The organism is Peribacillus sp. QJM3NY_7, from assembly GCF_056173225.1.
Genome location: NZ_CM149663.1, coordinates 420,001 through 439,738 on the forward strand (window position 1 = coordinate 420,001; position 19,738 = coordinate 439,738).

Annotated in this window: 7 protein-coding genes, 8 rRNA genes and 1 riboswitch (1 of these 16 cut by a window edge); of the genes, 14 read left to right on the plus strand and 1 reads right to left on the minus strand. The window is 44.9% G+C overall.

Annotation, left to right across the window (positions count from 1 at the left end):
- The 10 genes from AC0VX1_RS02075 to AC0VX1_RS02120 all read left to right on the plus strand — a co-directional run.
- Positions 1 to 173 (plus strand): 23S ribosomal RNA (locus tag AC0VX1_RS02075) (it extends 2,760 nt beyond the left edge of the window).
- 64 nt (positions 174 to 237) lie between these two features.
- A 5S ribosomal RNA gene (gene rrf / locus AC0VX1_RS02080) occupies positions 238 to 353 on the plus strand.
- A gap of 873 nt (positions 354 to 1,226) precedes the next feature.
- A 16S ribosomal RNA gene (locus AC0VX1_RS02085) occupies positions 1,227 to 2,777 on the plus strand.
- 176 nt (positions 2,778 to 2,953) lie between these two features.
- Positions 2,954 to 5,886 (plus strand): 23S ribosomal RNA (locus tag AC0VX1_RS02090).
- Positions 5,887 to 5,950: 64 nt separating this feature from the next.
- A 5S ribosomal RNA gene (gene rrf / locus AC0VX1_RS02095) occupies positions 5,951 to 6,066 on the plus strand.
- Together the 16S, 23S and 5S rRNA genes form the textbook arrangement of a ribosomal RNA operon.
- A gap of 848 nt (positions 6,067 to 6,914) precedes the next feature.
- Positions 6,915 to 8,117, plus strand: coding sequence for an MFS transporter (locus AC0VX1_RS02100; protein ID WP_475469693.1), 1,203 nt, complete (start codon positions 6,915 to 6,917; stop codon positions 8,115 to 8,117).
- 66 nt (positions 8,118 to 8,183) lie between these two features.
- Positions 8,184 to 8,945: a type I 3-dehydroquinate dehydratase gene (gene aroD, locus AC0VX1_RS02105; RefSeq protein WP_095680079.1), complete on the plus strand. Its 762-nt coding sequence runs from the start codon at positions 8,184 to 8,186 to the stop codon at positions 8,943 to 8,945.
- A 60-nt stretch (positions 8,946 to 9,005) separates the two neighbouring features.
- On the plus strand, positions 9,006 to 9,890 hold the full coding sequence (locus AC0VX1_RS02110; protein ID WP_034306141.1) for a shikimate dehydrogenase: 885 nt from the start codon (positions 9,006 to 9,008) through the stop codon (positions 9,888 to 9,890).
- A 254-nt stretch (positions 9,891 to 10,144) separates the two neighbouring features.
- Positions 10,145 to 11,350 (plus strand): MFS transporter, encoded by a 1,206-nt coding sequence (locus AC0VX1_RS02115; RefSeq protein ID WP_063577531.1) that lies wholly within the window; start codon positions 10,145 to 10,147, stop codon positions 11,348 to 11,350.
- Between the two features lie 223 nt (positions 11,351 to 11,573).
- Positions 11,574 to 12,587, plus strand: coding sequence for a LacI family DNA-binding transcriptional regulator (locus tag AC0VX1_RS02120; protein ID WP_413011954.1), 1,014 nt, complete (start codon positions 11,574 to 11,576; stop codon positions 12,585 to 12,587).
- A 114-nt stretch (positions 12,588 to 12,701) separates the two neighbouring features.
- Here the strand turns inward: AC0VX1_RS02120 and AC0VX1_RS02125 are convergent, their stop codons facing one another.
- Positions 12,702 to 13,259 carry a shikimate kinase gene (locus AC0VX1_RS02125; protein WP_057277282.1) on the minus strand — a complete coding sequence of 186 codons (558 nt, stop codon included), beginning with the start codon at positions 13,257 to 13,259 and terminating at the stop codon, positions 12,702 to 12,704.
- A gap of 778 nt (positions 13,260 to 14,037) precedes the next feature.
- Here AC0VX1_RS02125 and AC0VX1_RS02130 point away from each other — a divergent pair.
- The 4 genes from AC0VX1_RS02130 to AC0VX1_RS02145 all read left to right on the plus strand — a co-directional run bounded on the left by AC0VX1_RS02130 (position 14,038) and on the right by AC0VX1_RS02145 (position 19,554).
- Positions 14,038 to 15,588, plus strand: a 16S ribosomal RNA gene (locus tag AC0VX1_RS02130).
- Positions 15,589 to 15,764: 176 nt separating this feature from the next.
- Positions 15,765 to 18,697, plus strand: a 23S ribosomal RNA gene (locus tag AC0VX1_RS02135).
- A 64-nt stretch (positions 18,698 to 18,761) separates the two neighbouring features.
- Positions 18,762 to 18,877, plus strand: a 5S ribosomal RNA gene (rrf, locus tag AC0VX1_RS02140).
- 476 nt (positions 18,878 to 19,353) lie between these two features.
- The gene (locus tag AC0VX1_RS02145) at positions 19,354 to 19,554 is read left to right on the plus strand and encodes an NETI motif-containing protein (RefSeq protein WP_034306130.1); all 201 of its coding nucleotides are present in this window, start codon (positions 19,354 to 19,356) and stop codon (positions 19,552 to 19,554) included.
- A 74-nt stretch (positions 19,555 to 19,628) separates the two neighbouring features.
- A riboswitch (purine riboswitch) is annotated at positions 19,629 to 19,730 on the plus strand.
- Positions 19,731 to 19,738 lie beyond the last annotated feature (8 nt).

Genomic DNA, 19,738 nt, shown 5'->3' on the forward strand with positions numbered 1-19,738 from the left:
GTGCGGACGGGATAAGTGCTGAAAGCATCTAAGCATGAAGCCCCCCTCAAGATGAGATTTCCCATGGCGCAAGCTAGTAAGATCCCTGAAAGATGATCAGGTTGATAGGTCAGAGGTGGAAGCATGGTGACATGTGGAGCTGACTGATACTAATAGATCGAGGACTTAACCAACGCTTTTTAAAAAATGAAATACCTTCTTATTATCTAGTTTTGAAGGAACAACGTTCCTTTTATGTTTGGTGGCGATAGCGAAGAGGTCACACCCGTTCCCATTCCGAACACGGCAGTTAAGCTCTTCAGCGCCGATGGTAGTTGGGGGTCTCCCCCTGTGAGAGTAGGACGCCGCCAAGCCATTTGAAAAGATCAGCCATCCGGCTGGTCTTTTTTTGTGTTCATAAGGTCATGGAAACAGCATCTTTTTTCGCATACAGTGTCGCTTTATTGCACACATAATTAAAGGCTGTTTAAATGGTCTTGTCGTTATTTGATTTCTCTTCATATTGAATGTGATGATTTGTAGTATCCTGTAACGGTTTTATATGTCATCTTTAATTTCCATTGATGTCATCATAAGGTGTGTATCTATTTGAAGGTACTGGTTTCTTTTTAATCAGCCGATAACAAACAAAGCATATTACAGTAATAACAAATGGACTATAAGCATATACCATTTAATCACTCCTTAAAAAGATTGCTTACTACTTCATCTCACTATATCGCCTACTATCCCTTTGTTCAAAACAACAATCTTTCGAAAACAACGCAAAAAATAAAAATCATTAAGGTTTTGCAGGGATAGCTTCAGATCTGTCCAACTAGTAAAAAGGATCTTGAAGCATTCTTCACCTAACTTTAAGAAAAAGAATTATTTATTGTTAAATGTGTTGACTTAATGGTGGGAAAGGATTAATATAAATAAGCACCAACTAAGACATGCAAAAAACTTCATCGCTTTTGGCAGGTTGCTGAAAGAAAAAATAACTATTGACTTCTTACTATGAAAATGATAAGATGAAATGGTCGCTGAAAAACACAGCGATTTAAAATAAGTTAAAAACTTCGTAGAAGTTGACAACTAATCAATAAGATGTTATGATGAATAAACAGCCGTTCGAAAGAACGATTGTGGAGATTGCTCTTTGAAAACTGAACAAAACAAAGCGCCAACGTTAAATTTTAAGTGAGCACACACTATCAAAAAAGCAAATGAGCAAGTCAAACATTTCTTCGGAGAGTTTGATCCTGGCTCAGGACGAACGCTGGCGGCGTGCCTAATACATGCAAGTCGAGCGAATCGACGGGAGCTTGCTCCCTGAGATTAGCGGCGGACGGGTGAGTAACACGTGGGCAACCTGCCTATAAGACTGGGATAACTTCGGGAAACCGGAGCTAATACCGGATACGTTCTTTTCTCGCATGAGAGAAGATGGAAAGACGGTTTACGCTGTCACTTATAGATGGGCCCGCGGCGCATTAGCTAGTTGGTGAGGTAATGGCTCACCAAGGCGACGATGCGTAGCCGACCTGAGAGGGTGATCGGCCACACTGGGACTGAGACACGGCCCAGACTCCTACGGGAGGCAGCAGTAGGGAATCTTCCGCAATGGACGAAAGTCTGACGGAGCAACGCCGCGTGAACGAAGAAGGCCTTCGGGTCGTAAAGTTCTGTTGTTAGGGAAGAACAAGTACCAGAGTAACTGCTGGTACCTTGACGGTACCTAACCAGAAAGCCACGGCTAACTACGTGCCAGCAGCCGCGGTAATACGTAGGTGGCAAGCGTTGTCCGGAATTATTGGGCGTAAAGCGCGCGCAGGTGGTTCCTTAAGTCTGATGTGAAAGCCCACGGCTCAACCGTGGAGGGTCATTGGAAACTGGGGAACTTGAGTGCAGAAGAGGAAAGTGGAATTCCAAGTGTAGCGGTGAAATGCGTAGAGATTTGGAGGAACACCAGTGGCGAAGGCGACTTTCTGGTCTGTAACTGACACTGAGGCGCGAAAGCGTGGGGAGCAAACAGGATTAGATACCCTGGTAGTCCACGCCGTAAACGATGAGTGCTAAGTGTTAGAGGGTTTCCGCCCTTTAGTGCTGCAGCTAACGCATTAAGCACTCCGCCTGGGGAGTACGGCCGCAAGGCTGAAACTCAAAGGAATTGACGGGGGCCCGCACAAGCGGTGGAGCATGTGGTTTAATTCGAAGCAACGCGAAGAACCTTACCAGGTCTTGACATCCTCTGACAACCCTAGAGATAGGGCTTTCCCCTTCGGGGGACAGAGTGACAGGTGGTGCATGGTTGTCGTCAGCTCGTGTCGTGAGATGTTGGGTTAAGTCCCGCAACGAGCGCAACCCTTGATCTTAGTTGCCAGCATTCAGTTGGGCACTCTAAGGTGACTGCCGGTGACAAACCGGAGGAAGGTGGGGATGACGTCAAATCATCATGCCCCTTATGACCTGGGCTACACACGTGCTACAATGGATGGTACAAAGGGCTGCAAACCTGCGAAGGTAAGCGAATCCCATAAAGCCATTCTCAGTTCGGATTGCAGGCTGCAACTCGCCTGCATGAAGCCGGAATCGCTAGTAATCGCGGATCAGCATGCCGCGGTGAATACGTTCCCGGGCCTTGTACACACCGCCCGTCACACCACGAGAGTTTGTAACACCCGAAGTCGGTGAGGTAACCTTCATGGAGCCAGCCGCCTAAGGTGGGACAGATGATTGGGGTGAAGTCGTAACAAGGTAGCCGTATCGGAAGGTGCGGCTGGATCACCTCCTTTCTAAGGATAATTACGAGAGCGCTTTTGTTTTGTTCAGTTTTGAATGAGTAATTCATTCAAATAGGAAAGACGAACATCACGATGTGATGGATTCTTTCTGCTTTGTTCCTTGAAAACTAGATAATAGATAGAAGGCAATTAATTTTTTTTAAAGCATCTGTAAGATCTTTTTTAACGGTTAAGTTAGAAAGGGCGCACGGTGGATGCCTTGGCACTAGGAGCCGATGAAGGACGGGACTAACACCGATATGCTTCGGGGAGCTGTAAGTAAGCTTTGATCCGGAGATTTCCGAATGGGGAAACCCACTGTTCGTAATGGAACAGTATCTTTACCTGAATACATAGGGTACTGAAGGCAGACCCGGGGAACTGAAACATCTAAGTACCCGGAGGAAGAGAAAGCAAACGCGATTTCCTGAGTAGCGGCGAGCGAAACGGAATTAGCCCAAACCAAGAGGCTTGCCTCTTGGGGTTGTAGGACACTCAACATGGAGTTACAAAGGAACGGGGTAAATGAAGCGACCTGGAAAGGTCCGTCGAAGAAGGTAAAAACCCTGTAGTTGAAACTTCGTTCCCTCCTGAGTGGATCCTGAGTACGGCGGGACACGAGAAATCCCGTCGGAAGCAGGGAGGACCATCTCCCAAGGCTAAATACTCCCTAGTGACCGATAGTGAACCAGTACCGTGAGGGAAAGGTGAAAAGCACCCCGGAAGGGGAGTGAAATAGATCCTGAAACCGTGTGCCTACAAGTAGTCAAAGCCCGTTAATGGGTAATGGCGTGCCTTTTGTAGAATGAACCGGCGAGTTACGATTTCATGCGAGGTTAAGTTGATGAGACGGAGCCGCAGCGAAAGCGAGTCTGAATAGGGCGAATGAGTATGAGGTCGTAGACCCGAAACCAGGTGATCTACCCATGTCCAGGGTGAAGTTCAGGTAACACTGAATGGAGGCCCGAACCCACGCACGTTGAAAAGTGCGGGGATGAGGTGTGGGTAGCGGAGAAATTCCAATCGAACCTGGAGATAGCTGGTTCTCTCCGAAATAGCTTTAGGGCTAGCCTCAAGATGAGAGTATTGGAGGTAGAGCACTGATTGGACTAGGGGCCCCCAACGGGTTACCGAATTCAGTCAAACTCCGAATGCCAAATACTTATTCTTGGGAGTCAGACTGCGAGTGATAAGATCCGTAGTCGAAAGGGAAACAGCCCAGACCACCAGCTAAGGTCCCAAAGTATACGTTAAGTGGAAAAGGATGTGGAGTTGCTTAGACAACCAGGATGTTGGCTTAGAAGCAGCCACCATTTAAAGAGTGCGTAATAGCTCACTGGTCGAGTGACTCCGCGCCGAAAATGTACCGGGGCTAAACGTATCACCGAAGCTGTGGATTGACACCGTATGGTGTCGATGGTAGGAGAGCGTTCTAAGGGCGTTGAAGTCAGACCGGAAGGACTGGTGGAGCGCTTAGAAGTGAGAATGCCGGTATGAGTAGCGAAAGAAGGGTGAGAATCCCTTCCACCGAATGCCTAAGGTTTCCTGAGGAAGGCTCGTCCGCTCAGGGTTAGTCGGGACCTAAGCCGAGGCCGAAAGGCGTAGGCGATGGACAACAGGTTGATATTCCTGTACCACCTATACATCGTTTGAACGATGGGGGGACGCAGAAGGATAGGGTAAGCGCGCTGTTGGATATGCGCGTCCAAGCAGTTAGGCCGGAAACGAGGCAAATCCCGTTTCCGTTAAGGCGGAGCTGTGATGGCGAGGGAAATATAGTACCGAAGTTCCTGATTCCACGCTGCCAAGAAAAGCCTCTAGTGAGATGTAAGGTGCCCGTACCGCAAACCGACACAGGTAGGCGAGGAGAGAATCCTAAGGTGTGCGAGAGAACTCTCGTTAAGGAACTCGGCAAAATGACCCCGTAACTTCGGGAGAAGGGGTGCTTTTTAGGGTGAATAGCCCAGAAAAGCCGCAGTGAATAGGCCCAGGCGACTGTTTAGCAAAAACACAGGTCTCTGCGAAGCCGCAAGGCGAAGTATAGGGGCTGACACCTGCCCGGTGCTGGAAGGTTAAGGGGAGAGGTTAGCGCAAGCGAAGCTTTGAACCGAAGCCCCAGTAAACGGCGGCCGTAACTATAACGGTCCTAAGGTAGCGAAATTCCTTGTCGGGTAAGTTCCGACCCGCACGAAAGGTGTAACGATCTGGGCACTGTCTCAACGAGAGACTCGGTGAAATTATAGTACCTGTGAAGATGCAGGTTACCCGCGACAGGACGGAAAGACCCCGTGGAGCTTTACTGCAGCCTGATATTGAATTTTGGTACAGCTTGTACAGGATAGGTAGGAGCCTGAGAAGCCGGAGCGCCAGCTTCGGTGGAGGCGTTGGTGGGATACTACCCTGGCTGTATTGAAATTCTAACCCGCGCCCCTTATCGGGGTGGGAGACAGTGTCAGGTGGGCAGTTTGACTGGGGCGGTCGCCTCCTAAAGAGTAACGGAGGCGCCCAAAGGTTCCCTCAGAATGGTTGGAAATCATTCGTAGAGTGTAAAGGCACAAGGGAGCTTGACTGCGAGACCTACAAGTCGAGCAGGGACGAAAGTCGGGCTTAGTGATCCGGTGGTTCCGCATGGAAGGGCCATCGCTCAACGGATAAAAGCTACCCCGGGGATAACAGGCTTATCTCCCCCAAGAGTCCACATCGACGGGGAGGTTTGGCACCTCGATGTCGGCTCATCGCATCCTGGGGCTGTAGTCGGTCCCAAGGGTTGGGCTGTTCGCCCATTAAAGCGGTACGCGAGCTGGGTTCAGAACGTCGTGAGACAGTTCGGTCCCTATCCGTCGCGGGCGCAGGAAATTTGAGAGGAGCTGTCCTTAGTACGAGAGGACCGGGATGGACGCACCGCTGGTGTACCAGTTGTCTTGCCAAAGGCATAGCTGGGTAGCTACGTGCGGACGGGATAAGTGCTGAAAGCATCTAAGCATGAAGCCCCCCTCAAGATGAGATTTCCCATGGCGCAAGCTAGTAAGATCCCTGAAAGATGATCAGGTTGATAGGTCAGAGGTGGAAGCATGGTGACATGTGGAGCTGACTGATACTAATAGATCGAGGACTTAACCAACGCTTTTTAAAAAATGAAATACCTTCTTATTATCTAGTTTTGAAGGAACAACGTTCCTTTTATGTTTGGTGGCGATAGCGAAGAGGTCACACCCGTTCCCATTCCGAACACGGCAGTTAAGCTCTTCAGCGCCGATGGTAGTTGGGGGTCTCCCCCTGTGAGAGTAGGACGCCGCCAAGCCATTTAAAAAGATCAGCCATCCGGCTGGTCTTTTTTTGCGTTAAGAACCAATTATGGAGCCCTGTTATATATATAGAAGCTGTTACATCACCATTGAAAGGGGCTGAAATCGAAAATTGTTCATCCTTTTAAATATAAACCGTTTCGACTATCGTAACTTAGGATATAAGATATTAGTACTGCCTGCTTAAACAATGGGTTATTAAAATCGATTGCAAATAACTGGATAATTGATATAAATAAGCAGCAGTACATATATTTTAGCTAAAAAGAAATTAATTCAGAAACTGGTAACTAAAAATGTGGGGAATATCAAAATAGAAGGAAGCCCTCATAAAGGATAAAATAATAGGTGCCTCTGCAAATAAAAGGTATTCTTCCAACTTGTATGAACACTAACAAATACAAGGCAGGGCTGAACTTTTAAGGTAAATGATATTCAAAGTGAGACCTTCGGAATTTAAAAATAATGAGTATGAGGAAATGCTCTATGGTCATTAAGGACTGCTTCATGAGTTTGACACAATTAAATTAGCGCAGTATAATAATCCAGTAGAACGATATACTAAATAAATTTAACTAATTTACGGTAGCATAAATGTTTTTTCAATACTTTTCTAATCGCTTGAATTTAGTAGAAACAACAAGCACGATTAGTAGAACGATATACTAGTAATGCAAAGTTAGTAGAACGATGTACTAACTAGCCGGTTAGTCTATGATGTTTATTGTTTTATTTAGTACGTAATTATTTTTCTTGAATTTATGGTATGGGGCAAGGGGGCAACATCTGAAAGACTTAAGAATCAAATTGCATTTCGATAACTTTTTAAATAGGGGTGTGTTTCATGAAAAATCCATTTATAAAAATGGCCACAGGTTTATATATTAGCTATTTTATTTTAGGCATGATCAATATTATCATTGGATCAAATATGGAAAATTTGTCAAATCAATTAAATACAAGTGCATCAGGGATAAGTTACTTGGTCTCTGCCATAGGAATCGGTAAGTTAGTTTCTTTATTTTTCGCCGGTAGACTGTCGGATAAATTAGGAAGGAAACCATTTGTTGTTTCAGCATCTTTTATCTACCTGATCTTCCTTATAGGCATACCTTTGGCTCCTAACTATACATTGGCATTTATATTTGCTGTATGTGCTGGTATTGCCAATTCATTTTTGGATGCAGGTACGTATCCAGCACTTATTGAGGCTTTTCAAAAGAAAGCTGGTTCCGCTACCGTATTAGTAAAAGCGTTCGTTTCAATCGGTGCGGCACTTCTTCCATTTATCATGGCGTTCTTTATAGCTAGAGATATGTTTTACGGGTATACATTCTTCTTAATGGCTGCTGTATATCTTGTTAATGGGTTTTTCCTGCTTAAGGTTTCATTCCCGGATCATAAAGCCCAAAGCCAAACTCGGAATGATGAACAAGCTGTGCCGGTTCAACAGCAATTCCTCTCAAAACCGAAGTTTGCTCAGGAAGGTTTGGCCGTCATACTATTAGGCTTCACATCAACTGCTTTATTCATGTTGGTTCAAGTCTGGCTTCCGAACTTCGGACAAGATGTATTGGGGCTAACCCAAGCTAAGGCTGTTCAATTGCTTAGTTACTATAGTATTGGCTCCCTTATTTCTGTCATTTTACTAGCTGTTCTATTGAATAAAGTAATTAAGCCCATTACCGTCATGATTATCTATCCGGTCATTGCAGCATTATCTTTATTGTCACTCATCTACATCCAGCAACCATTTATAACCGTTTTGAGCGCTTTCTTCATAGGGCTTTCAACTGCAGGGGTATTCCAATTGGCCATGACAATAATCACAGAATTCTTCCCTGCCAATAAAGGTACAATCACTTCATATGTAAACATTGCAGGTAGTTCAGCCTTTATCATCATACCTTTCATTACAGGTATCATTTCCAAGAATGCTGGGTTAACTGCGGTCTTCTTGTTTGATGTGGCAATTGCGGCAATTAGTATTTTGTTGGCCGTTTTCGTTGCCTATCGATACAGGAAGGTAATTAAAGTTTCCAATTAAACGGTCTAACCGAACATCAGTGGGGCATGAACCCTACTGATGATATTGATAAAAGGGGGAAACATCATGCAAACAATCACGATCAAAGACGTAACGATCGGAGAAGGGGTTCCAAAAATCATCGTTCCACTAATGGGGACAACGGAAGAAGAACTGCTTAAAGAAGTTGAAACGGTAAATGCGCTACGGCCGGATATCATTGAATGGCGAGTAGATGTCTTTGAACAAGTCGAAAGCTTAGAAGCCGTTTCGGATATGATTTCAAAACTTAGAAGTGCTGTTCCTAGTACTTTGCTGCTTTTCACTTTTAGAAGCCATAAAGAAGGCGGAAACAAGCAAATCAGCGATGATTATTATTTCGAACTTCTTCATACAGCAATTAAAACGAAGAATATTGATCTTGTCGATGTGGAGTTGTTTTTTGAGGAATCACCAGTGAAGGAGACTGTGAAGGTAGCTGAGGAAAATGGCGTATACGTAGTGATGTGTAACCATGATTTCGATAAGACACCAGCAAAAGAAGAAATCATTTACCGATTGCGTAAGATGCAGGAATTTGGCGCCCATATCCCCAAAATCGCTGTAATGCCCCAAACAATTGGTGACTTACTCGTATTATTAGATGCAACTTACACAATGAAAACAGAGTATGCCGATCGCCCATTCATTACGATGTCAATGTCGGGTACAGGCCTGGTCAGTCGATTATCAGGTGCGGTGTTTGGATCTGCTTGTACATTCGGTGCCGGAAAAGAAGCATCTGCACCAGGGCAAATTCCTGTTACTCAATTAAGAAATGTATTGGAAATCATTGATCAAAATATTTAACTCATAAATCCTTCCAAGAAGGAATTTATATAAAGTTTAAAAAATCAGGGGGAATAGAACATGGAAAATCTAGGACGAATTAATGGGAAAACAGAATTAGTAGGATTGCTTGCAACACCTATCGGACATTCATTATCACCTGCCATGCATAATTTAGCTTTCGATAAATTAGGCTTGAATTGCGCCTATTTAGCATTTGAGGTTGGAAATGAAGAGCTTGAAGATGCAGTCAAAGGGATGCGTGCATTAAATGTAAAAGGATTTAATGTATCCATGCCTAATAAAATGAAGATCCTTCCATATCTTGATGAATTGGCGGACAGTGCTAAATTTTCAGGAGCCGTTAATACTGTTGTCAATGTCGATGGAAAGTTCGTAGGGCACAGCACTGATGGAATGGGATATACCCGGAACCTAAAAGAACATGGTATTGATATTAAAGGCAAGAAAATGACTCTTATCGGTTCTGGTGGGGCTGCTACTCCAATTGCCATTCAATCTGCGCTGGAAGGTGTGGCGGAAATCAGCATTTTTGCTCGTGATGATGCATTCTTCCCGCAAGCAGAAGAGAATGTACGAATCATCAATGAGGATATGAAGCATTTAAATGTGAAAGCCAATGTATACCCTCTTGAAAATGTTGAACAATTAAAGGCTGAAATCGCAACTAGTGATATTTTGGCAAATGGAACCGGCGTTGGCATGAAACCACTTGAAGGCTTAAGTGTCATTCAAGACGAATCAATGCTGCGTCCAGATTTAATCGTAACCGATGTTGTTTACATCCCACGAAAATCTAAACTAATGGAACAAGCTGAAGCTGTAGGTGCTACAGCTATTAATGGTCTTGGGATGATGCTTTGGCAAGGTGCACTAGCCTTTGAATTATGGACAGGCCAACAAATGCCTGTTGATTTCATCAAAGAGCAATTGTTTGCAGAATAAAATGATTCCACTCTGGAGATTGCTCTCCAAATAGAGGTTTTTTCATACTCGATGTGCATCTTGTTAAATGATTAAAAAAACCTCGGAGCTAAGAAATGCAGGGCGTGAGATCCCTTGTTTTTCTTAGCGTTTTTTTTTGAAAAGTGGTTTTCATGTAAATGGATAACATAAAGGGGAGACTTCAATGTAATTACATTATGCATGAAGGTGTTATATGGGAGAAACACAACGTGATTTATTATAGGGGTGTAATAATGAAAAATCAGTATTTTAAAGCGGCATCTGGCATGTATATTAACTATTTTCTGCTGGGGATGGTTAATATAATTCTCGCCTCCAACATGCCCTCTTTAACAGAACAATGGGATACGGACTCTACTGGCATTAGTTATCTTATTGCAGCAATAGGAATAGGCAGATTACTCACGTATGGTCTCTCGGGAGTATTATCAGATAAATTTGGAAGAAAACCATTAATCATGGTCTCTTCGGTTATAATGGGCGTTTTTTTAATTGGGATTCCATTTTCTCCCTCATATGAAATGGCCTTTGTATTTGCCTTACTTGCGGGAATTTCCAACTCAGCCATGGATGCTGGTACATATCCGGCGCTAACTGAAATGTTTCCTGAATCTGCTGGTTCCGCGAGTGTTATGGTTAAGGCTTTTGGTTCGCTTGGTGCTACAATCCTGCCATTCATCATCTTGTTTCTTACTACGAACCAATTATTTTACGGGTTTGCATTTTTCGTACCGGCTGTCATCTATTTCATGAATATGTTTTTGGTGATGTCCGCTTCATTTCCAAGCAAATCCGAAGCTGTCAGTAAAGAAGAGGATTTGCATAGTAACAGGTTCATAACGGAACCTAAATTTTGGAGCGAAGGAGTCGCACTAATCATAATTGGGTTTACATCAACTGCGTTATTTACAGTTTCGCAAATCTGGTTACCGAGTTTCGGGCAGGAAGTCGCAGGGATGCAATCTTCAAGTGCAATTAAATTATTGAGCTATTATAGTGTGGGGTCACTTATTTCCGTCCTGCTATTATCCATCTTATTAAACAAATGGATTAAGCCCGTGACGGTGATATTGCTTTATCCAATGATTACTTTACTTACGGTAATCATCATATTAACGATTCATTCACCTATTGTCTTAAGTATTAGCTCCTTTTTCCTTGGAGCCTCGACAGCTGGGATCTTTCAATTAACCATTGCAATAATGACTGAACTTTTCTGGAGAAAAAAAGGAACTGTAACAGGGATCGTTGCGACGGCATCCAGTTTGGCGAGCGTCATTTTACCAATTGCAACGGGCTTGATCGCTAAGAGTGGGGATATATCGCATATATTTCTTTTTGATTGCTTTATTGCTACTATAGGAATCCTGGCTGCAGCTTTTGTATATTACCGGTATAAGAAATTGACACAGCAGCAGACCATATTTAACCATGGCTAAAAATATTGAAGGATTTACTTAAAACTCCATCTTCCGGAACTAGGATGGCGTTTTTTTTGGACTAATGAATAGTGGATATAGATGTTTTGGCGTGATTAATGATCGTTGAGATTCCCATGTTCCAAAAGCAAGGGTGTAATAATGACAGTAACTATATTATTATTATAGTAAGAACATGATAATAATAAGTACATCAAAATACATTCAAGATGGTGATTGAACTATGAAACAATCCAAAAAAGGGCGGGTCACGCTGCAACAGGTAGCAAAACATGCTGGGGTATCTACATCCACTGCTTCCCTTATCGTTCGCAATAACCCTCGAATATCGGAAGCGACGCGAAAAAAGGTGCTAAAATCCATGCATGAATTGGGTTATGTTTACGATAGAATTGCAGCAAACCTAAGGTCGCAGAGTTCTGATACTGTAGGAATCATTATTACCGACATATCAAATACCTTTTTTTCTGAATTCCTGATAGGTGTTCACGATGCATTGGATGAGGTCGGGTATACAGTGTTGCTGGGGACTACATTTGACTCGGTTGCCAAGCAAGATCATCTCCTTTCAACCATGATGGAACACAGGGTGGGTGGCCTGATTCTTTGTCCTGTCTCTGAAAGCTCACAAGATACAATCGAACGGTTAAATGAAATTGACACGCCGATGGTGCTTGCTGTCAGGGAACTGCCTGGAGTGAATAGCGACTATGTAGGCATAGACTATCCAGAAGGAGCCAGGATCGCCGTTGATCATCTCCTTGGAAAGGGGCATAAAAGAATTGCGCTCCTTGGTGGCATTAAGGAGTCTTCTACTTGGATCGAGAGAATGGAGGGATACCGTGAAGCTCTTTCAAGAGCGGGATTGGAAGTGGATGAATCGTTGGTGATAGATAGTGCCCCTACACGGGAGGGAGGGTTTGAGGCTGTTTTGAAAGTACTTGAGAATCCTAATCCGCCTACCGCAATTTTTTGCTTTAGCGACTTAATTGCCTTTGGTGTTATGCAAGGGTTAATGATGAAAGGAATTACTCCTGGAAAAGATATAGATATCGTTGGGTTCGATAACGTTCCAGTCGCAGAAATCTATCATCCTCCGCTAACGACCATTTCCTCATTCCCTAGACGTATTGGGAAAGAGGCAGCGAATCTCTTGTATCAGCAAATGGAGAAAATAGAACGGGAACAACAGCGAATCATATTGAATCCAGAACTGATTATTAGAGAGTCTTCCTAAAAAAGAAAAATAAAAAGGTGATTAGTTTACAGAGGTTAGGTACCGCTGTGCCCTTTTCATCTTTTCTATTATTCTTTTATTGGGAACATTGATTACATATCAAAAAGGTTTGCCTTACTTAAGGGGTTCATAAATATCCCAGGCCACTTTCAATGAATCGACTATAAAGTCTGCCACTTCATCAACATCTAGATCATTGGTATTCACTTTTGAATGATGATAGGAGTATATTTCCTGTCTCGTGTAAAAGAGTTCTTCGATTTCCTCAAGGGACCGGCTTTGTAAAACAGGTCTACTATCAATAAGCAAGCCTATTCTCTCTTTCCAGTATTCCCAAGATAAGTCCAGGTAAAAGACGATGCAGTTGGTTAAACAGATATTCCGTATATCCTCTTGTAAAAATGCCCCGCCTCCAACTGAAATGATTTTCAATTGTTGTTGACTAAGGCTTTCAATCACACTTTTTTCTTTTTCGCGAAAAGCTTTTTCCCCAAACTTCTTGAAGATTTCCGTAGTGGGCATATTGAATTCCTTTTCAATTTCTTGATCTATATCAATAAAGTCCCTATATAATTTCCTGGCTACCTTCTGTCCGATCGTCGTCTTTCCTACCCCCATAAAGCCAATAAAAACGATACTTTGCATCCTCAAAGATGTGTTTTTATTAATCATTTATAAATCCCTCTCCCAACTATTTTTTATAATGATTAAAAGTCTCTCCTGAAATTTTTAAAATATATTTATTATAGTATAAGTAAGTAAAATTGTAAAAAAATTTTTTAATATTTGGACAATGGAACCCTGTGTTTTAGCGGTTTAATGTTTAATAACTCTACCTGGAAGGAGCAATCCGTTTTCAGTATTCGATTGATGCAACTAATTATTCGTTTTCTCATCTATTTAAATTGTTATTGTCATAACCTATCACTTGCATGGTTTATGGATTTTGCCAAAGGCATTACTTAGTTGAAGGGGAAGCGGTAGTTCAAATGGTTGGGATAAATGATTTTCCTGGATTATATGTTTTAAGAGGAAGACAAGGTGTGACAGGCACATTTATTCCTTCATATAAGTGATTAATTCATTTGAAAAGAAAATGTATGAAATGGGTTGACTTAATGGTGGGAAAGGATTAATATAAATAAGCACCAACTAAGACAAACGCAAAACTTCATCGCTTTTGGCAGGTTGCTGAAAGAAATAATAACTATTGACTTCTTACTGTGAAAATGATAAGATGAAATGGTCGCTGAAAAACACAGCGATTTAAAATAAGTTAAAAACTTCGTAGAAGTTGACAACTAATCAATAAGATGTTATGATGAATAAACAGCCGTTCGGAAGAACGATTGTGGAGATTGCTCTTTGAAAACTGAACAAAACAAAGCGCCAACGTTAAATTTTAAGTGAGCACACACTATCAAAAAAGCAAATGAGCAAGTCAAACATTTCTTCGGAGAGTTTGATCCTGGCTCAGGACGAACGCTGGCGGCGTGCCTAATACATGCAAGTCGAGCGAATCGACGGGAGCTTGCTCCCTGAGATTAGCGGCGGACGGGTGAGTAACACGTGGGCAACCTGCCTATAAGACTGGGATAACTTCGGGAAACCGGAGCTAATACCGGATACGTTCTTTTCTCGCATGAGAGAAGATGGAAAGACGGTTTACGCTGTCACTTATAGATGGGCCCGCGGCGCATTAGCTAGTTGGTGAGGTAATGGCTCACCAAGGCGACGATGCGTAGCCGACCTGAGAGGGTGATCGGCCACACTGGGACTGAGACACGGCCCAGACTCCTACGGGAGGCAGCAGTAGGGAATCTTCCGCAATGGACGAAAGTCTGACGGAGCAACGCCGCGTGAACGAAGAAGGCCTTCGGGTCGTAAAGTTCTGTTGTTAGGGAAGAACAAGTACCAGAGTAACTGCTGGTACCTTGACGGTACCTAACCAGAAAGCCACGGCTAACTACGTGCCAGCAGCCGCGGTAATACGTAGGTGGCAAGCGTTGTCCGGAATTATTGGGCGTAAAGCGCGCGCAGGTGGTTCCTTAAGTCTGATGTGAAAGCCCACGGCTCAACCGTGGAGGGTCATTGGAAACTGGGGAACTTGAGTGCAGAAGAGGAAAGTGGAATTCCAAGTGTAGCGGTGAAATGCGTAGAGATTTGGAGGAACACCAGTGGCGAAGGCGACTTTCTGGTCTGTAACTGACACTGAGGCGCGAAAGCGTGGGGAGCAAACAGGATTAGATACCCTGGTAGTCCACGCCGTAAACGATGAGTGCTAAGTGTTAGAGGGTTTCCGCCCTTTAGTGCTGCAGCTAACGCATTAAGCACTCCGCCTGGGGAGTACGGCCGCAAGGCTGAAACTCAAAGGAATTGACGGGGGCCCGCACAAGCGGTGGAGCATGTGGTTTAATTCGAAGCAACGCGAAGAACCTTACCAGGTCTTGACATCCTCTGACAACCCTAGAGATAGGGCTTTCCCCTTCGGGGGACAGAGTGACAGGTGGTGCATGGTTGTCGTCAGCTCGTGTCGTGAGATGTTGGGTTAAGTCCCGCAACGAGCGCAACCCTTGATCTTAGTTGCCAGCATTCAGTTGGGCACTCTAAGGTGACTGCCGGTGACAAACCGGAGGAAGGTGGGGATGACGTCAAATCATCATGCCCCTTATGACCTGGGCTACACACGTGCTACAATGGATGGTACAAAGGGCTGCAAACCTGCGAAGGTAAGCGAATCCCATAAAGCCATTCTCAGTTCGGATTGCAGGCTGCAACTCGCCTGCATGAAGCCGGAATCGCTAGTAATCGCGGATCAGCATGCCGCGGTGAATACGTTCCCGGGCCTTGTACACACCGCCCGTCACACCACGAGAGTTTGTAACACCCGAAGTCGGTGAGGTAACCTTCATGGAGCCAGCCGCCTAAGGTGGGACAGATGATTGGGGTGAAGTCGTAACAAGGTAGCCGTATCGGAAGGTGCGGCTGGATCACCTCCTTTCTAAGGATAATTACGAGAGCGCTTTTGTTTTGTTCAGTTTTGAATGAGTAATTCATTCAAATAGGAAAGACAAACATCACGATGTGATGGATTCTTTCTGCTTTGTTCCTTGAAAACTAGATAATAGATAGAAGGCAATTAATTTTTTTCAAAGCATCTGTAAGATCTTTTTTAACGGTTAAGTTAGAAAGGGCGCACGGTGGATGCCTTGGCACTAGGAGCCGATGAAGGACGGGACTAACACCGATATGCTTCGGGGAGCTGTAAGTAAGCTTTGATCCGGAGATTTCCGAATGGGGAAACCCACTGTTCGTAATGGAACAGTATCTTTACCTGAATACATAGGGTACTGAAGGCAGACCCGGGGAACTGAAACATCTAAGTACCCGGAGGAAGAGAAAGCAAACGCGATTTCCTGAGTAGCGGCGAGCGAAACGGAATTAGCCCAAACCAAGAGGCTTGCCTCTTGGGGTTGTAGGACACTCAACATGGAGTTACAAAGGAACGGGGTAAATGAAGCGACCTGGAAAGGTCCGTCGAAGAAGGTAAAAACCCTGTAGTTGAAACTTCGTTCCCTCCTGAGTGGATCCTGAGTACGGCGGGACACGAGAAATCCCGTCGGAAGCAGGGAGGACCATCTCCCAAGGCTAAATACTCCCTAGTGACCGATAGTGAACCAGTACCGTGAGGGAAAGGTGAAAAGCACCCCGGAAGGGGAGTGAAATAGATCCTGAAACCGTGTGCCTACAAGTAGTCAAAGCCCGTTAATGGGTAATGGCGTGCCTTTTGTAGAATGAACCGGCGAGTTACGATTTCATGCGAGGTTAAGTTGATGAGACGGAGCCGCAGCGAAAGCGAGTCTGAATAGGGCGAATGAGTATGAGGTCGTAGACCCGAAACCAGGTGATCTACCCATGTCCAGGGTGAAGTTCAGGTAACACTGAATGGAGGCCCGAACCCACGCACGTTGAAAAGTGCGGGGATGAGGTGTGGGTAGCGGAGAAATTCCAATCGAACCTGGAGATAGCTGGTTCTCTCCGAAATAGCTTTAGGGCTAGCCTCAAGATGAGAGTATTGGAGGTAGAGCACTGATTGGACTAGGGGCCCCCAACGGGTTACCGAATTCAGTCAAACTCCGAATGCCAAATACTTATTCTTGGGAGTCAGACTGCGAGTGATAAGATCCGTAGTCGAAAGGGAAACAGCCCAGACCACCAGCTAAGGTCCCAAAGTATACGTTAAGTGGAAAAGGATGTGGAGTTGCTTAGACAACCAGGATGTTGGCTTAGAAGCAGCCACCATTTAAAGAGTGCGTAATAGCTCACTGGTCGAGTGACTCCGCGCCGAAAATGTACCGGGGCTAAACGTATCACCGAAGCTGTGGATTGACACCGTATGGTGTCGATGGTAGGAGAGCGTTCTAAGGGCGTTGAAGTCAGACCGGAAGGACTGGTGGAGCGCTTAGAAGTGAGAATGCCGGTATGAGTAGCGAAAGAAGGGTGAGAATCCCTTCCACCGAATGCCTAAGGTTTCCTGAGGAAGGCTCGTCCGCTCAGGGTTAGTCGGGACCTAAGCCGAGGCCGAAAGGCGTAGGCGATGGACAACAGGTTGATATTCCTGTACCACCTATACATCGTTTGAACGATGGGGGGACGCAGAAGGATAGGGTAAGCGCGCTGTTGGATATGCGCGTCCAAGCAGTTAGGCCGGAAACGAGGCAAATCCCGTTTCCATTAAGGCGGAGCTGTGATGGCGAGGGAAATATAGTACCGAAGTTCCTGATTCCACGCTGCCAAGAAAAGCCTCTAGTGAGATGTAAGGTGCCCGTACCGCAAACCGACACAGGTAGGCGAGGAGAGAATCCTAAGGTGTGCGAGAGAACTCTCGTTAAGGAACTCGGCAAAATGACCCCGTAACTTCGGGAGAAGGGGTGCTTTTTAGGGTGAATAGCCCAGAAAAGCCGCAGTGAATAGGCCCAGGCGACTGTTTAGCAAAAACACAGGTCTCTGCGAAGCCGCAAGGCGAAGTATAGGGGCTGACACCTGCCCGGTGCTGGAAGGTTAAGGGGAGAGGTTAGCGCAAGCGAAGCTTTGAACCGAAGCCCCAGTAAACGGCGGCCGTAACTATAACGGTCCTAAGGTAGCGAAATTCCTTGTCGGGTAAGTTCCGACCCGCACGAAAGGTGTAACGATCTGGGCACTGTCTCAACGAGAGACTCGGTGAAATTATAGTACCTGTGAAGATGCAGGTTACCCGCGACAGGACGGAAAGACCCCGTGGAGCTTTACTGCAGCCTGATATTGAATTTTGGTACAGCTTGTACAGGATAGGTAGGAGCCTGAGAAGCCGGAGCGCTAGCTTCGGTGGAGGCGTTGGTGGGATACTACCCTGGCTGTATTGAAATTCTAACCCGCGCCCCTTATCGGGGTGGGAGACAGTGTCAGGTGGGCAGTTTGACTGGGGCGGTCGCCTCCTAAAGAGTAACGGAGGCGCCCAAAGGTTCCCTCAGAATGGTTGGAAATCATTCGTAGAGTGTAAAGGCACAAGGGAGCTTGACTGCGAGACCTACAAGTCGAGCAGGGACGAAAGTCGGGCTTAGTGATCCGGTGGTTCCGCATGGAAGGGCCATCGCTCAACGGATAAAAGCTACCCCGGGGATAACAGGCTTATCTCCCCCAAGAGTCCACATCGACGGGGAGGTTTGGCACCTCGATGTCGGCTCATCGCATCCTGGGGCTGTAGTCGGTCCCAAGGGTTGGGCTGTTCGCCCATTAAAGCGGTACGCGAGCTGGGTTCAGAACGTCGTGAGACAGTTCGGTCCCTATCCGTCGCGGGCGCAGGAAATTTGAGAGGAGCTGTCCTTAGTACGAGAGGACCGGGATGGACGCACCGCTGGTGTACCAGTTGTCTTGCCAAAGGCATAGCTGGGTAGCTACGTGCGGACGGGATAAGTGCTGAAAGCATCTAAGCATGAAGCCCCCCTCAAGATGAGATTTCCCATGGCGCAAGCTAGTAAGATCCCTGAAAGATGATCAGGTTGATAGGTCAGAGGTGGAAGCATGGTGACATGTGGAGCTGACTGATACTAATAGATCGAGGACTTAACCAACGCTTTTTAAAAAATGAAATACCTTCTTATTATCTAGTTTTGAAGGAACAACGTTCCTTTTATGTTTGGTGGCGATAGCGAAGAGGTCACACCCGTTCCCATTCCGAACACGGCAGTTAAGCTCTTCAGCGCCGATGGTAGTTGGGGGTTTCCCCCTGTGAGAGTAGGACGCCGCCAAGCCATTTAAAAAGATCAGCCATCCGGCTGGTCTTTTTTGTATTGTGATATTTTTCAGTTTCAGGGAGGAGTGACGTGAATTAACAGATAAATCAACCTGCAGGCTAATTAATTCCAACAGCTGGCTTATTTATTCGGCCTAAACTTGAATTGAAATAATTCATGGGAGCAAGATACGAATATGTATCATGGAGCAGAGGGAATTTCATGAATCAAGCGATTGTAATTCAGGGGGGGAGAAGGGCCGGATATTGTAGGAGATGTACAGTATATGAGTGTTGATGTTTTTACGGAAGACAGGGGCATCATATTCTGAGGTATTATGGAATTACCATTATAAAGTAATCGATTTTATTTACATGCATTCTTGTCTTTACTTATTCTTTTCATTATACTAGGAAGAATTTAATTGATAATATGCAAGTTGGATGGGTAAGGAAGAAGGCTGACAAATATAGAACCATGAAGGGATCGGTATTGTGAGTAAGAAGAGTAAGGAAAAGTTTGAAGTTATCGAGGGCGAGACGATCGATGCATGTTTAGATCGAATTAAAGCGGCAGGTTACTTTCCCGTAAGGCGAACGGAAGAGCCTATCTTTGCCGAGAGAATTGAGAATGGCAAAGTCCATTATGTGCCAGTTAATCGAAAAATTGTATTCGAAGCAAAGTTAATTGAGTAAAACACGAACGATTAATTAATATCATGTAAAAATATTCGATTTTAACTTGACATTAAAATGGCCGGAAGGTAAGATGAAGTTACATTAATACATCTCATATAATCATGGGGATATGGCCCAAAAGTTTCTACCTGATGACCGTAAATCATCGGACTATGAGAAAAGCATCTGACTATTTCGGAAA